Here is a 14,079-nt window from a genome sequence, read left to right on the forward strand (position 1 = left end):
TAATATCAGATATTTTTTAATTTGATTACACCACAACATAGTTTACCGAAATCAGGATTACATAATTCTACTGTGTCATAAGTCCTAGACCAATGACACAGCCAATTCTCAAGATCCTCACAACTATAATCTTTAGTGGCTAAACCAGATGCAATATCAACCATATCATCACTTGGTGCAGTAAGCTCATAACCATTTATCAATAAAAAAACATAACCACACATCATGGCTGTTCTTTTATTAGCATTCGCGAATGGATGGTTTTGGATAAGGCTTTCAATAAGAACAGAGGATAGTCTAAACATATCCTCTGTTTGTTCGTAATATCTTATTACGCTAGGTCTGGCTTGTGACGATTCTAGATTGCTTTGATTTAAAACTTGGATTGGCTCATCTGGCGTTTGTGCTTTAATAAGAACTTCATTGATATAAATTATGTCATCAACAGATAAGTAATTCACGCCGTCAAGATGATAACCAAACTCCCTAGACATCTATCACACCTTAGATAATTTATCCATAGCAGTCTCATAACGCTCAAAGCCAAGACTGAAAGCATTTTTCACTTGATCTTTGTGTGAGCAATTATATCCAACTACTGCTCTAGGAGACGCAACTTTACTTTTGTCACGAGGCGGTATATCTAAACGACTAGCCTTTCTCAGTGCGTGACTCATATAAATACCCTCTTACCAGGATCTCTGGCATATATACAAAATAGACGATTTTGAGGTTATTGCAATTACTCTGCATGTAAAAAATCACCCACACTGTTAGTGGGTACTGGATTATTTTTTGTGAACCTTTTCGACCAGTGGCCTATTCATAATAGAGTCATCTTGTCGCCATTACAACCCAGATTTATCAACTAAAGCTTGTTTTTTTGCGGTTATAAAGGTATATGAATGTAGTTTTTGGCATCAATTACCTATCTATACTCCCAACGCTGATATCTTCTAACAAGGATAAATTTAGCTCTTTCATGAAACAACAAAGGGCACAGTTCTTCTTGTTTATGCAATAAAAACCCACAAAAGTGGGTTTAACAAGACAATAAGATTATTTATAAATAAATGCAGGTGCATCTTTCTTGCTGCCCCAATAAATCGCCCGTTCAGCCATTTGAGCGACATAGCGAAAGATACGATCACCTTGCCGTCGAGATGACCACGACTCATCGGTGAATCTATCGGGTAAACCGATTGACCATCGCTCGAATCGATTAGAAACATTAACACATACGGCATTTTCTTCGCCAGACACCACATTGATAGATGTGATTTGTCCGACAAATAAGACTTCAGCAAGAAGCGGTTTTCCCTCTTCACCGATGGCGACCATCATCAACCGCACTTCTCGCCCTCGGCTTTGCTCATTCATCACCATTCCCACCAGCGATTTATCAAAACCCGCTAATTTAAGCTGTAATTGTGGGGGACTGGTTGTCTTATTTTCTTTTAGCTGACTGATTTCGCCTAAACTGCCCACGCCCAAATAAGTTTCCCCCGCAATAATCAGTTGCCCAACGCCGGTATGCGCACAGGTCACGCCTGATTTCAAATCGAGTCTGGCGGCTAAGACAATATAAGCCCCCTCATTAATCGCGTTGACCATGGCATCAGAAAATGGATGATATTGCATTAGTACAACACCTCCTCAAAAGATAACGTGATATGGGTATACCCCAAGCGACGATGCTGAAATTTACCCTGTTCATTATCAACGAGCCGAAAAACTCCAAAAGGACGTTCAACCTCGAGCATTTCATTGACGGTAGGTGACGTTCTTAACATCGGTGAAATAGGAATATTTGCACGCCCATTATTGTCACTGACCACATCTGCCACCACCATTTTGAGTTCATTGCCCACAGTTAAACGATCCCCTTGCTGTAACACACGCATATTGCGCTTCCAATCCTTTGTTTCTAGCCGATTACCTAATTGGCTCGGTATTGCAACACGAGGCGAACCATACCCATAACGCCCTTTTCTTATCCAACTCGATATTTTGACTCGCCCCGACATGCCATCCAATGAAGCCACCAGCGCTTCTAACTGGCGCGATTTCTCTTCATTTAAATTATTGAATGTCAGCTCACAACGCCAACGACTTCCCGGAAAGCGTACCGTTTGACTACTTCCATTAAATGGCGAGGTAAAGGTTTTGCTGTTACTCAATAATTGCCAGTTTTCCTGCGTGGGGATCACCTCTTTTGGCCATTCAAGAATAGACATTTAGACTCCTAATGTTCTGCGTGCTGCACCATTACTTTGAAAGTCTTGTAACATCATCGCGTGAGCTTTCTGTGCGCCGGCTTCTGTCCCTTGTTGTGCAGCTTCTTTCATTGCCTGCGCAAGTACAGCGTCACCATTTCCTGTCACCGTAATATGATTAACAACCGTCATTTGCACACCACCCGCACGGGCTAACGTCGGTTGCGGTGTAACCGGTATTCGCCCTGCGACCGCCCCTACAAAGCCCCCCGAAGCATAACCTTGCGCCGCATGCATTAAGCGATAGAGATTGCCGACACCCAATTTGGCTGTCGCTTCTTTGGTAAAAACAAACTCACCACCATGCACAATCCCTTTAGGTTCGAATTTACCTCCATGCCCCGTATAACCACCGTAAGCGTGCCCTTTGCTCATCCATCCCATATCAAAGCCCATTGCCTGCCCTCCCGTTTCAATGGCTTTGAAAACCAGCATTTTCATCACCATTCGAGTGATATCGGAGATCACCGCATTGGCAAAATCTTTAAAGCTTCCTTTACCCGTTAAAGCAAAATCGGCTAACGCATCAGACATATTATTAAGGGCATTGGTAGTGACGTTTCTGACGTTCTCCATCACATCCATGGCCGACTCACTGAAATCCGATAAGCCTTGTTTTAATCCTGCCATCGGATCACCTTTCATGGCCTCTCGCTTCCTCAGTTCTGCCTCAATCTGCTGTTTAGTGAGTTCGACATTGCGTTGTAAGTTCGCCAGCTCTTTCTCACCTAAATCCACACTGGCTTGCTGATACAGCACATCAATCTGACGAAGGGCATTAAGCTTTTCTTGCTCTGCGCGCGATTTTCCTATCAAGGAAGTTTCAAATTGCATCTGCTCAATTTCTTTACCGCGATCATAAGCAAATTGCGCGACCGAATTGGCACGCGCCAGATCATCAATGGCTTTCGCTTTTTCTTTGATCGTCTCAATGGCGTTGGGATCGATTTTTAAGATGGCATCAAACTTGTCTTTATTCTGTTTGATATCGGCTAAGGCGGATGTGTATTCATTAAAAGAAGAGGTCGTGCCATACAGCTGAATGCTTTGTCCATCTGCAATCAGTGAGGCTTGTTTTTCCTCTAATTCCGTCAAGATTTTGGTGTACTGTTTGGCATAATCAATCGTTGATCTGTAGCTGGGCTTATACGTCCGTTTGGCTTGCAGTGCCAGTTGTGCCTCAATTTCAGCTTGTAAGGCCTTATCGTAGCCTTGCATATCTGGCGTAATTTTGCGTGAAGCCAATACATCTTCTGCATTTAATTTCGCTAATGCCTTTCCTGTGGCTTGTGCTTTTGCCACTGAACGTTGCGATTTTTCAATCGATTCATCAATCTGTTTAGCAATCACCGTGGTGGCATTCACTTGGCTATTTGTCGCCTGAAGCGTGATATCAATGAGTGATTCATATTCAATACCTAAACTCTTTAAGCTCGCCTTAAGTGAATTGATAACGGCATCAACATTTTGTAACTCTGTGGCATAGCGTTTATATTCAGGAGCTTGATCGCCCACTTTGTCTTTGAGTGTCGCCAACATATTTTGCATATTGGCTCGCTGACGCTCTAAGTTATTAACTTGCTCTGCATATATCCCCATCGCAGCATCAAGCTCTTTTTGCTTTTCAGCCCCCCGTTTAAGGTATAAATCCCCCACACCTTGTTCAGTAAACGCCTTTTCACTCTCAACGCTGTATTTTGATAGACCTTGTAAGGAAATAACCTGTTGTTTAAGTTCCTCGATTTTCTCCAATTGCGCGTTAATGCCCGATGAAACTTTGCTTAAATTCGCCACTAACGTGGCATTGCTCATTTTGTTTAACGCTTCTGTTGATGTATCAAGGGAATGAGCAAATTCAATCGATTCTAACTTGGCTTGTTTGACATTTTCGCTGTATTCATACAATCCCATGCCCAATGCCGCAACACCCGTCAACACTAATCCAATAGGGCCACCCGCTAATCCCATAACACTGTTAAGTGCTCGCCCCGCCACCGTTGATTGACGCCGAGCGGTCGTTAATACACGTTGAGCAACGTTTTCGGCGGTTAATGCCTGTGTATAATTTAGCGAGGCTGTTCTTGCGAGTGACTTTGTGGCGATAAGGTTATCGAGTGCGATTTTTTCCGCGTTAGTGCCTCTAGCAACTTGATATTCCATTTTGGCTCTATTGAGCGCCGATGTGGCGGCTTCTTTATCCGCCCATGCCTTCCTCACGGCACTGGTTGCTGCCACACTGTTTGCCTGCGCACTCTGTAATGTGGCTTTGGCTTCATTCAACGTTGTCTGATTTTTCAGATAAGTGGCTTTCGTCCATTGAGAGAGTTTTGCTACCAATGCCGTGACAGCAATTCCTTCAACCACTTTAGCGACTAACGATAGATTATCGGCAAGAGTGGTCATCCCTGTGGTTAAAAGCTGAGTCGCACCAGTACCTTGATTCGCTTCACCAATAAATTTTGTCATCGCCGATTGAAGATTGGTGAAACCTTGGCTAACCGTTGTCACACTGGTGGCGAATTTTTTATCCACACTATCGGCTGCACGCTCTAAGGCTTGAATGACTTTCTCAATCGTCATTTCACCGTCTTGGGCTTTCTTCCTTAGTTCGCCCACACTGACACCCATGCCGTCGGCAATGGCTTTCGCTAACGCAGGGGTTTGCTCCATCACCGAATTCAGTTCTTCGCCACGTAACTGACCTGAGGCTAATGCTTGACCAAATTGAGTTAATGCCGCTTGGGCTGCGGTTGCACTCGCTCCTGAAATCGCCACGGCTTTTGAGACGGTTTCCGTGAGTTCAGCCACTTTTTGCTGGCTTAAGCCTAAGCGATCGGCATTATCTGCAAAACGTTGATAAACCTGTGCTGTGGCATCCAATGATTGATAGGTTCTTTGGGCAATATCATAGACGGCTTGTGTGGCTTTATTTAACTCGACAGAACTTTCTGTCACCAGTTTTAAGCGGTTCTGTAATTCCGTCCAACTATCGGCATAATTAATGACTTGATGAATGGATAATGCACTTGCGGTGACACTCGCAAAACGGGCAAAAAGCGCCGAGGATTTTGCGGTTTGCGATACCATTCGCTCTTGTTGCACGGTGATAGCTTGAAGGCTGACGCGAATACTTTGTCCAAATTGTTCTGTTTGGCGCTGACTACGGTTGATCGCATTTGTGAAATTTGCCGTATTCAGCGTCAAATCAATATTTAATCTACCTAATGCTCCCGCCATAAATTCAACCCTTGGTATGAACACTACAAAAGCAAACTTTCACCCTGAATAAATGCAATATTCCTTGTTATTTGCTATTGATTTAATTATTGATAAACTGAAATTTCGAATAATAGAGGGGGTTTTATGAGACTTATTCTGGCGTTATTACTACCTTGGTTACAATTTTTCACGATTGGTCGCCCATTTGCTGGCATCTTCTGCCTTATCCTACAAATCACCTTAATCGGATGGATCCCTGCGGCTATCTGGTCGGTTTATGCCCTTTCTCAATACAATACGGATAAAAAAATTGAGAAAATGTCTCGCGGTGGTTAACGATTAAGCCCCACTGATGTGGGGCTATCGATTAGCTAATACACTCTCAGTAACGTTATCCCACAGCTCTTCTTCCGTGATTTTCTTCTTCCACATCGGCATAAAATCCATCAATTCAGGCGGAGACGTTTTCGGATCACGATTTATCATCGCAAGAAGATGCGCCACTTGTGCCATCCGATAATCCTCTCGCCATAAACCAAAGGGTTGTTTGCGATAAAAAGCTTCATATTCACACAAGTGGCTTTCGGGCATTTGCTCGATTTCCGCGAGGGTTTTTCCCAATGCCAGCGACAATATCAATTGAAATTGTCGCCGTTCTCCAAGTTTTTTTCGCTATTCCCCGCTTCTGCTGTAAACACCGCATTAGAGAACCCTTGTCCTAAACGATTAAGACCTTTTAAGTCTTCTTCATTTTCTGCATCAAAAAGCAGTTCCCCTTTTTCATCACACAACTTAAAAGCCAACATTCTGGCGACATCATATTCATCGTAGACACGATTTATCGCCTCATTAAATTGTTCGGGATCGTCTTCGTCTAAATAAATGTCCTGCGCCTCAGCGAGCTTGATTTTAATTTGGCGAAGTTTGCGCTGAATGTAATTCATGGTGCCAACATCCAACTCTTTGACATAAAAGGTGTTGTCTAAATAGGTAAAAGGCGTCACTTTCAGTGCTTGGTTTAACACTAATTCTCGCAATAAAGCGTTAGACATAATCACTCCTAAGATTTTTTATCGAGAAGGGAGAAGAGAAATAATGAAAGAGGTGAATTAGGGGTTATTTCTTCGCATTCAAATAATCACGGCCAGACAATTTAATTGAGATCCCCGAATCCATCATTTGCCCTACACTGCCATCAATGTTCATGCCCGTTTCGACGGAGCCGTAATAAAACATGGAGCCCTCATCTCGTGTTAAGACCATTTTCACCGCAAATTTTTCTTTGCTGTTTTCATATTTACGCAAGAGTCGCTGCACATCACTGGAGCTATACCGTAAGAAAAAGGTCAATTTAATTGAGCCGTATTCCGTATCGCCGGATTCATATTCCTTGCCATCACTGCAAATGGTGGTGACATCGATTTGTTCAGTCGTTGAACCGTCTTTGCTGAAGCTTTTTACCGCACAAAAGTTATTAGACCATTGAATACGTTGTGCTTTGGCGTTTGCAAAATCCGTGGGTAACGTTTTATCACTCCAATCCACTTCGTCGCACAGGGTCACTTTGTTGCCATCAACCTGTTCAACAGGAAAACGTCCATCTAACTCCCCGAATCCCGATAACATAATCATGTCATCGGCTTTCAGCTTATTATTGGCGATGGTAATAGTTGCCGGTGATAACGTGGCTTCCGTCACTGTCATCGCCTCCCCTAAGCCTGTTTGCACAAAGATCTTCGTGCCGAGGAAAGGCGTCGCTTTATGGTTTTTTGACTTTGCCATATCCATTCCTTATTTATCTGATGAAATCATTAATTCAAGAACAAGCCGATGCAATTTGACATCCGCTTCATACCCAAAGACCGCATTCACCCGTTGTGCAAATGGGATTGTCGCAACAATCTGAGTTTCAATCTTTTTACGCAAGACCATAAGGGGTTGTGGCTGTGGCGCATACACGTCAAGTTGCACGCGATAGTTATCTAAATCCGTATCCTCCAGCGCACTGTTAGGCGTGATGCTGGCAAACTGGATCACTATGGCGGGATACTGCCCTTTACCTTCGGGTAATACCTGAAAAAAAACCCTTCCATCGACAAGCGGTGAAAGGGTCTCTTTTAATTGCTGTATCATGCTCTCTACCTTGCTTTTTCAATATCCTCTTTAAGTGTTTGAACAATCACTTTAGCCGTCGCTTCCTTTTTCGCTTCAAAGCTGGGGCGCATAAACGGTTGTGCGGGCATCTTGGCGGTACCAAACTCGACAAACCACCAATAAAACGGATCATTCGGGTTCAATGCCGCACTTTTTCCCGTTACCTGTTTAAAGGCAGACACCTTTTTACCCGATAATGATTTCACCCAAATACGCGTTTTAACTTGTCCATTGCGCTGCACTTTCGTTTTAGAACGAATATTGCGCTTGATGGTGCCTTTGCGTCGATGCGGCACCGTTTCCTTAAGGATAGGCACTCGATGTTTGATTTCCTGCTTTAACGCCAAAGCCCCTGCATTCATCGCCTTACGTGCGCTTTGATTTCTGGTTTTGCGGGCAATGTCTTGCATTCGTTGAGCGAGTTCAGACAATCCACTGATTTTAATCTCACCCATCATTCACGCCCTCTTTGCACATCAATTGAAGCTCACGATGACGCTCATAAGGGTCAATAATCGAAATAATATTAAATAGTCGCTTACCCCATACAATACGCATCGAAGTATCAATATCAGCGATATAACGAATAAGAATTCGCGTTGTGGCCTCACTTTGTACTTGTTGGGCTTGAAAATATTCCCGCCCTTGATAAGGCATGATCGCTGCACGTACTTTTGTCGCATGATCCGTCCAAATCACATCACTGCCACTGATGGCATCGGGCGCTAATACTGATTTTTGAATATGAATAGTGTGGCGTAATCGTCCCGGATCCATTAACTACCTCGCCAATTTCGACAAAGCAGTAACAATCGTTCTACTGCTTTATTTTCATATAACGGAATTTCACTTTGGCTGGTTCGATGTTCAAACATATCCCCCAGCACCAAAAGCATGGCCGATTTCACTTCATAAGGGATATCATCGGGTGATTTCCATGTGGGTTCATCACACCATCTCAAACAATAATTTAATGCGCTTTGAGCATAAAATATAATCTGCTCATCACGATCATCACCGCTGTATTCGAGATGCTGTTTTAATAAAGAAAGAGGAATGACATCTAAGATATTCATGATGTAATACGGGATAGTTACCTACCCCGACCTATTACTTAAGCACTTCTTCCAGACGTTAGGAAAGTTCCTTTAATTAAGGCTTGAGGGCGATAATGGGCTAATGCTAAACGTTCTTCACACAAAATGGTCAGCATATTCTTCACAAAGTTATCACGATCTTCTCGACTCACCTCGATAACTGCATTCATTCGATCCCATACTTGAGACGCCAAATCAAATGCACCAACAGTAAACTCACCTTGTTTTTGTGCTTTCGTTGGAACAACAGGCAATCCCCACATTACATTTGAAGTAAACGCTTGTGGGCCACCAAAAATATAACGCCCTTCTTTATCTTTCATTAACGCAATGGCATGCCAATCACGAGGATTTAAAATAATACCGGAAGCACTAAATTCAGATTCTGTTACCTGATAAATGGCATGAGCAATCAGGTCAGCATGTGTGTCACCCGTAGCACTCAACGTGGTATCATAGGCAGTGGCGACATGATTAATCCCCGTCAAATTATCCGCTGTACCGTCACCATTGAGTAATTGCTCCTCTTCCACTAACGCTAAGCCATACAATAAGCGGTTATTAACATAAGACTGCAACTGCACAGCATCATCCATCACTTGGCGAGACGCTTGGATCCAATGAGCAATAGTGATCACATTTGCCGTTTGTTTTTCAAACGTCAGATTAGATTCTGGTTTCTGTGCCTTTTCTTTCACGGGTGCCGCGCTATTGGTAAACAATTTTTCGCGTACATATTCCAGTGAGTTACTGGAAATACGACCTTGTGCTAATAAATCGCGGATAACTAAACGACGCATACCCGGCATAATAATACCCGGTACTTGCATCGGCTGAATGAGAACACCGGCTGAACTCGCATCACTGCCTAATGATTTATTAAAGGTTTTCACTTCATAAGAAGCCTGACTTCCATTCCATGATTTTGTCAGCGCTTCTGCTGCTCGCTCAGAAAAATCTTTTTTCGCATTAGGATCATCAGCGCTCGTTGCCCCTTTCTGCTCTAAATCAAACAGACGTTCACCGGCTTTTTTTAATTCCTCTTGAACTAAGGCTAAATCTGTTTGTAATTGCTTTGAAACTACGCCAGTAGCTTCAATTTCTTTCTTCTGTGCATCGAAGAGTGCTTGCACCTTTTTTTGTGATCCTTCGATGGCTTCTTGGATAATAGCTAAGTCAGACATATTCTATCCTTTCAGATTAAATGCATTAATTTGGTTAACAATGGATGCGACTAGGGATTGTTGAGTGTCATCGGACTCACTCCGAATAGCGGATTTGAAGCGGGAAATAAAACCGACTGCTTCTGATTTTGATAAACAGGCTGACTCTCTCAGCCAATCCTCAATATCTCGGATCGTTAATAACCCATCGATGCTCTTGAGTGATGAAACCTGTGCTTGGTCATTAGCGGGAAATGTACAAATACTGATTTCACGTAACAGGGAGATATTTTTAAAAATACGGCCTGAAGATGTCCGCTCAAAATCATTACGCAGACAACCGAATCCGATAGAAAGCCCGTCAACCGTGCCATGCTTCATTGCCGCTTTTAGATCTTGAGCCGCACTATGACCGGGTGTCAGTTGTCCTCTCACACGTAATCCTTTTTGATCTTCCTCCATGTACTCCCATTTCCCCACTGGAAGTTCCCAGACTCGATGGTTATAAAACATAGCGACTTTTTGTTTTTGCTTATCTAAAACATGCTTAAATGCACCGGGTAAAATAATGTCACCATCGAGATCTTGATGACTAAATACGGAGGCATAACCTTCGAAAACGCCTTGTGTGCCATCTCCCGTAAATTTGATTTCCGCTTCATCAAAATTCAGTGTTTTTCTAATATCAGGCATTGAACCCCCATAAATAATTAAGCCCCACTTTCGTGAGGCTCTTTATTGAGTTGGTTAATCGGTAAATATTGTGCTTGCCGGTAAGCGACATCCCCACCTTCAAGAGGAGGATAATTATCGAGCCGTCGCATTTCATTAATGGTTCTTAGTCCCGATTCTCCCATCGCTTTCATAAATGCGGCGCGTGAAGTGGAATCGCCTCGCAATAACCCATCAAGATTATGTTCAGCATGGTATTTCCCCACTTCGGGTGGTTTTAGAAGCCAACGTGCAATGCAATTTTCCCATCGGGAGATATAGGGTTGTAAGGTGTATTGAAGAAAACCTAAGTTTTGTTGCTCAATGCCTGTTCCCCAACTTGTTGATTTTTCAACATCACCGACTAAGTGCGGTGGAACACCAAAGAAACGGGCTAATTCACTGACTTGAAATTTGCGAGAAGACATCGTTTCTGCATCTTGAGGACTAACGCCAATATCTTGTGCTTGAAATCCCCCTTCTAAGATCCACAATCGTTTTTTAACGGGGCCACCCGCAATTTCTTTGAAATTCTCTTCAAGTTGGCTACGTTGCTCTTTATTTAATACCTTATCACCCGTTGTTAGAATTTTAGGAGACTTAGCCCCATTAGCGTAAAACTCACGTTGTTGATCTTCCATCGCAACGGCCGTGCTTGCTGTCTTACACGCATAAGCAATAGGCGACAATCCGACTAATCCATTAAAACCAAACCCTTTTAAATGAAAAATTTCATGTTGTTTAAATTTCGCAAACTCATGATCACGCTGATATTTATAGATAATATTCTTCCCCTCCATGCGTACATCCATATTGGCAGACAACAGAGGAAGCAAGCTGATCACATCACCGACTTTATTTCGCTCAATCAACGCGAAAGCATTACCATAAAAGCAAAGCTGCATAGTCATTGCCTCTCGGAATTCTTGAGCCGTCATATATTGATTGGGCGAATATCGCAGTAATCGAGCCAATGGGTGACTTAAATCGACTTTGGTTCTATTTCCCTGTTTATCCGTTTCGAACACATCCAGTGGCAAACAAGCCGTTAACGTCGAAATTAAGCTAACACAACGCCAAACCGTTGATATTTGGAGTATTCGCTCATCATTTACATAAGAACCACCAAGTGAGCCTTGCGCTGAGATAACGCCTGATTGTGAACCTTGTTCAGGTGTCACGAGTCTTCCCCCAACGAAGAAGGAAGCCAGACGCGCAAACCAACCATGATTAGTGCGCAAATCGATTGAATATTGTTTATCTGTCATCACATACTCAATGGGTTAGAGAAAAAATCATCAAGGTTGCCATTATCAACCTCACCTTCCGCAGCTCCAATCGCCATTGCAGAGGCCACCACACCATCGATTCGACCGGTGCTTTTTTTCTTGGCAAAGACGCGGTTATCTTTTTGGTCAGCCTCAAGCACAGCGGATGCAGCATTCCATCTCAAACAAGGATTGGTGTGGATCTCAATCTTCTTGTCATCAATGAGCTGTTCAAATAGTTCGATAGAGTGTGGCATCCATAGTCCTGAGTCCTTGGCTTTGTAATATCCTTGTCCATGCGGAGTTAAAGGAACCGTCACCCCCACTTCATCCAGTTTGGGTACAAGGTATTTAATGCGATAAGGGTCAAAAGCAATGGCTCTCATGTTGACGCGCATCGCCATCTCAGCAATGCGTTCTGCCACAAATTCATACCTCACCGCATTCCCTGGAGTGGTATGCATAAAACCTTGCCTTACCCATAAGTCGTAAGGCACTCGGTCGGTTTTCGCTCTATCGAATAAGGTGTCTTTGGGTGTCCAAAATTCAACATAAAGACGTTTGAGGCTAGGAAAATACAGGGCTAATGCGGTTAAATCTTTGGTTCCTGATAAGTCCAATCCGCCATAACACTCTTCACCTTGAAGATCATCGAAGGTGAACGTGTTTTCACACTGCATCCATGTTTCACTGTTAATCCACGGATTATCGGCATCCACCCACTGACAAAAATTAAGCCGACGCACAATGCTTTCTTTCGCGGGCATACCTCGGGCTTGTGTCACTTGCTCGCGTAAATAGCGATCAGAAAAGGTGTAGCCCAATGACGGATTGGCTTTCCCCCAGCAAGACTCATCCTTAAAGGGATCATCGCCCTCATCCAGTGAGCAAATATAGGAAAAGAAACTGTCGTCTTCGATAGTACCTTCGGCGACTTTTCGTCCGTATTCATGATAGTCATAACACACGCTGGTTTTATCATGGCCACTATTGGTGATCATAAATATCAAGGCTTGTCGCCGACCTTTTGTGCCCGCTCGCATCATCTCAACGGCGGTATTATTTTTGTGCTCATGAATTTCATCAATCAGCGCACAATGGGGACGAGGTCCTGATTGCCCATCATCCGAACTGATCGGACGAAAGAATGAACTCGTTTTTAAATAAGCCAAGTTCCACTCTTTACCGGTTCCGCCTGATTTGGTGATCCTCTGACTTAATGCGGGAGATTGATCAACCATCGCCACCGCATCACGAAACAAAATCATGGCTTGGTCTTTTTTCGTGGCTGCCGCATACACTTCGGCACGCGGCTCACTGTCGGCAACCAAACAATACAACCCAACGCCACCTGCCATCGGTGATTTTCCTGAACCTTTGCCCGATTCAACGTACACCATGCGAAATCGGCGTGTTCCATCTGTCATTTTCCAACCAAAAATAGAGCCAATCACAAAGCATTGCCAAGGCAATAAAATAAACGGTTTCCCTTCATGCTCCCCGCCATTGAGCTTTAAGACTTTCGCGAAAAAGTCGATCACCCTTTTGACGGCCTCAACATCCCAGACTAATCCTCGTTGCTCGGCTTCGTTTAAATCTTTGAGATGACGCGCACAAGCATGACGAATATCAGGCCCCGCTAAGATTTTGCCTTGATGCACGTCTTGCGCGTATTGCGTTGCGGGATCAACCGAAATATTGGTTGAGCGGATCTTCCTCTTCTTCTCCACCATCCATCTTCACCTTCGAACGAGCGGCGGGGGTTAAACCAAACTCGACTAAATAACTTTTAAAACGGCGATCTGCATCAGCCAACATGGCAACGGCAGGATTCGCTTTAATTAAAAAATCCCCTAATTGCGTTTTTGTGGTGTATGTCCGACCTTCAATGGCAATGGTGTCTCGCAATTGAAGAATATCGGCGTAGATATCACACAGCCGTTCTAATGCCAGCGTGTCAGCCACGGTTAAAACGCCCATTCCATCGAGTAATAAGGTTAATTTTGCCCACGCCATTTTCCCCCAATCCGTTAAATGTTCGGGTGGGCTTGGAATTTCACGTTTGGGTTGGGGTTCTTTATCGTTGAGTTTTCGTTTTCCCGGATTACCGGTGACCACCTTCAAGTGGGTCGGTTTCGGGCGTCTTCCTGCCATCGGAACCTCCCAGAAAAAAACTTTTCATTTCGCGGTT

Annotated in this window: 18 protein-coding genes; 1 reads left to right on the top strand and 17 read right to left on the bottom strand. The window is 43.7% G+C overall.

Annotation, left to right across the window (positions count from 1 at the left end; genetic code table 11):
- Positions 1–5: 5 nt before the first annotated feature.
- The 5 genes from DK866_RS13535 to DK866_RS13555 all read right to left on the bottom strand — a co-directional run bounded on the left by DK866_RS13535 (position 6) and on the right by DK866_RS13555 (position 5,513).
- Positions 6–494, bottom strand: coding sequence for a type II toxin-antitoxin system death-on-curing family toxin (locus DK866_RS13535; protein ID WP_072062630.1), 489 nt, complete (start codon positions 492–494; stop codon positions 6–8).
- 3 nt (positions 495–497) lie between these two features.
- On the bottom strand, positions 498–677 hold the full coding sequence (locus tag DK866_RS13540; protein ID WP_072062631.1) for a hypothetical protein: 180 nt from the start codon (positions 675–677) through the stop codon (positions 498–500).
- Between the two features lie 382 nt (positions 678–1,059).
- Positions 1,060–1,641 carry a hypothetical protein gene (locus DK866_RS13545; protein ID WP_012367795.1) on the bottom strand — a complete coding sequence of 194 codons (582 nt, stop codon included), beginning with the start codon at positions 1,639–1,641 and terminating at the stop codon, positions 1,060–1,062.
- A complete protein-coding gene (locus tag DK866_RS13550; protein ID WP_109409322.1) occupies positions 1,641–2,237 on the bottom strand; it encodes a hypothetical protein in 597 nt (198 codons plus the stop codon). Before DK866_RS13550 ends, DK866_RS13545 begins: the two co-directional genes overlap by 1 nt.
- Complete coding sequence (locus DK866_RS13555) at positions 2,238–5,513, bottom strand: phage tail tape measure protein (RefSeq protein WP_109409323.1); 3,276 nt, start codon at positions 5,511–5,513, stop codon at positions 2,238–2,240. It abuts the gene before it with no gap.
- A gap of 126 nt (positions 5,514–5,639) precedes the next feature.
- On the opposite strand from DK866_RS13555, the gene DK866_RS13560 reads away from it, so the two are divergent.
- Positions 5,640–5,831 carry a YqaE/Pmp3 family membrane protein gene (locus tag DK866_RS13560; protein WP_004242485.1) on the top strand — a complete coding sequence of 64 codons (192 nt, stop codon included), beginning with the start codon at positions 5,640–5,642 and terminating at the stop codon, positions 5,829–5,831.
- A 24-nt stretch (positions 5,832–5,855) separates the two neighbouring features.
- Here DK866_RS13560 and DK866_RS13565 read toward each other — a convergent pair whose 3' ends face one another.
- The 12 genes from DK866_RS13565 to DK866_RS13620 form a co-directional block, all read right to left on the bottom strand.
- Positions 5,856–6,086: a phage tail assembly protein T gene (locus DK866_RS13565; RefSeq protein WP_223231949.1), complete on the bottom strand. Its 231-nt coding sequence runs from the start codon at positions 6,084–6,086 to the stop codon at positions 5,856–5,858.
- 44 nt (positions 6,087–6,130) lie between these two features.
- Positions 6,131–6,547, bottom strand: coding sequence for a hypothetical protein (locus DK866_RS13570; RefSeq protein WP_036900961.1), 417 nt, complete (start codon positions 6,545–6,547; stop codon positions 6,131–6,133).
- Positions 6,548–6,611: 64 nt separating this feature from the next.
- Complete coding sequence (locus tag DK866_RS13575; RefSeq protein ID WP_109409324.1) at positions 6,612–7,277, bottom strand: hypothetical protein; 666 nt, start codon at positions 7,275–7,277, stop codon at positions 6,612–6,614.
- Between the two features lie 9 nt (positions 7,278–7,286).
- A complete protein-coding gene (gene gp17, locus DK866_RS13580) occupies positions 7,287–7,628 on the bottom strand; it encodes a tail completion protein gp17 (RefSeq protein ID WP_109409325.1) in 342 nt (113 codons plus the stop codon).
- 5 nt (positions 7,629–7,633) lie between these two features.
- Entirely contained in the window at positions 7,634–8,104 is a 471-nt protein-coding gene (locus DK866_RS13585) for an HK97-gp10 family putative phage morphogenesis protein (protein ID WP_244179707.1), read from the bottom strand.
- Positions 8,097–8,426, bottom strand: a complete 330-nt coding sequence (locus DK866_RS13590) for a phage head closure protein (RefSeq protein ID WP_109409327.1) — start codon at positions 8,424–8,426, stop codon at positions 8,097–8,099. The genes DK866_RS13585 and DK866_RS13590 overlap by 8 nt, the downstream gene beginning before the upstream one ends.
- Complete coding sequence (locus DK866_RS13595) at positions 8,426–8,725, bottom strand: head-tail connector protein (RefSeq protein ID WP_004242478.1); 300 nt, start codon at positions 8,723–8,725, stop codon at positions 8,426–8,428. Before DK866_RS13595 ends, DK866_RS13590 begins: the two co-directional genes overlap by 1 nt.
- Before the next feature lie 38 nt (positions 8,726–8,763).
- On the bottom strand, positions 8,764–9,930 hold the full coding sequence (locus DK866_RS13600) for a phage major capsid protein (protein WP_109409328.1): 1,167 nt from the start codon (positions 9,928–9,930) through the stop codon (positions 8,764–8,766).
- Positions 9,931–9,933: 3 nt separating this feature from the next.
- The gene (locus DK866_RS13605; RefSeq protein WP_109409329.1) at positions 9,934–10,602 is read right to left on the bottom strand and encodes an HK97 family phage prohead protease; all 669 of its coding nucleotides are present in this window, start codon (positions 10,600–10,602) and stop codon (positions 9,934–9,936) included.
- Positions 10,603–10,619: 17 nt separating this feature from the next.
- Positions 10,620–11,888, bottom strand: a complete 1,269-nt coding sequence (locus tag DK866_RS13610) for a phage portal protein (protein WP_109409330.1) — start codon at positions 11,886–11,888, stop codon at positions 10,620–10,622.
- Positions 11,888–13,621, bottom strand: a complete 1,734-nt coding sequence (locus DK866_RS13615) for a terminase large subunit (protein ID WP_109409331.1) — start codon at positions 13,619–13,621, stop codon at positions 11,888–11,890. Before DK866_RS13615 ends, DK866_RS13610 begins: the two co-directional genes overlap by 1 nt.
- The gene (locus tag DK866_RS13620; RefSeq protein WP_006537822.1) at positions 13,575–14,042 is read right to left on the bottom strand and encodes a phage terminase small subunit P27 family; all 468 of its coding nucleotides are present in this window, start codon (positions 14,040–14,042) and stop codon (positions 13,575–13,577) included. The genes DK866_RS13615 and DK866_RS13620 overlap by 47 nt, the downstream gene beginning before the upstream one ends.
- Between the last annotated feature and the right edge of the window lie 37 nt (positions 14,043–14,079).

This window comes from Proteus genomosp. 4 str. ATCC 51469, from assembly GCF_003144375.1.
GTDB lineage: Bacteria > Pseudomonadota > Gammaproteobacteria > Enterobacterales > Enterobacteriaceae > Proteus.

Coding starts and splice junctions, on each gene's coding strand:
- DK866_RS13535 (WP_072062630.1), bottom strand. CDS start 494: ATGTCTAGGGAGTTTGGTTATCATCTTGACGGCGTGAATTACTTATCT.
- DK866_RS13540 (WP_072062631.1), bottom strand. CDS start 677: ATGAGTCACGCACTGAGAAAGGCTAGTCGTTTAGATATACCGCCTCGT.
- DK866_RS13545 (WP_012367795.1), bottom strand. CDS start 1,641: ATGCAATATCATCCATTTTCTGATGCCATGGTCAACGCGATTAATGAG.
- DK866_RS13550 (WP_109409322.1), bottom strand. CDS start 2,237: ATGTCTATTCTTGAATGGCCAAAAGAGGTGATCCCCACGCAGGAAAAC.
- DK866_RS13555 (WP_109409323.1), bottom strand. CDS start 5,513: ATGGCGGGAGCATTAGGTAGATTAAATATTGATTTGACGCTGAATACG.
- DK866_RS13560 (WP_004242485.1), top strand. CDS start 5,640: ATGAGACTTATTCTGGCGTTATTACTACCTTGGTTACAATTTTTCACG.
- DK866_RS13565 (WP_223231949.1), bottom strand. CDS start 6,086: ATGCCCGAAAGCCACTTGTGTGAATATGAAGCTTTTTATCGCAAACAA.
- DK866_RS13570 (WP_036900961.1), bottom strand. CDS start 6,547: ATGTCTAACGCTTTATTGCGAGAATTAGTGTTAAACCAAGCACTGAAA.
- DK866_RS13575 (WP_109409324.1), bottom strand. CDS start 7,277: ATGGCAAAGTCAAAAAACCATAAAGCGACGCCTTTCCTCGGCACGAAG.
- gp17 (WP_109409325.1), bottom strand. CDS start 7,628: ATGATACAGCAATTAAAAGAGACCCTTTCACCGCTTGTCGATGGAAGG.
- DK866_RS13585 (WP_244179707.1), bottom strand. CDS start 8,104: ATGGGTGAGATTAAAATCAGTGGATTGTCTGAACTCGCTCAACGAATG.
- DK866_RS13590 (WP_109409327.1), bottom strand. CDS start 8,426: ATGGATCCGGGACGATTACGCCACACTATTCATATTCAAAAATCAGTA.
- DK866_RS13595 (WP_004242478.1), bottom strand. CDS start 8,725: ATGAATATCTTAGATGTCATTCCTCTTTCTTTATTAAAACAGCATCTC.
- DK866_RS13600 (WP_109409328.1), bottom strand. CDS start 9,930: ATGTCTGACTTAGCTATTATCCAAGAAGCCATCGAAGGATCACAAAAA.
- DK866_RS13605 (WP_109409329.1), bottom strand. CDS start 10,602: ATGCCTGATATTAGAAAAACACTGAATTTTGATGAAGCGGAAATCAAA.
- DK866_RS13610 (WP_109409330.1), bottom strand. CDS start 11,888: ATGACAGATAAACAATATTCAATCGATTTGCGCACTAATCATGGTTGG.
- DK866_RS13615 (WP_109409331.1), bottom strand. CDS start 13,621: ATGGTGGAGAAGAAGAGGAAGATCCGCTCAACCAATATTTCGGTTGAT.
- DK866_RS13620 (WP_006537822.1), bottom strand. CDS start 14,042: ATGGCAGGAAGACGCCCGAAACCGACCCACTTGAAGGTGGTCACCGGT.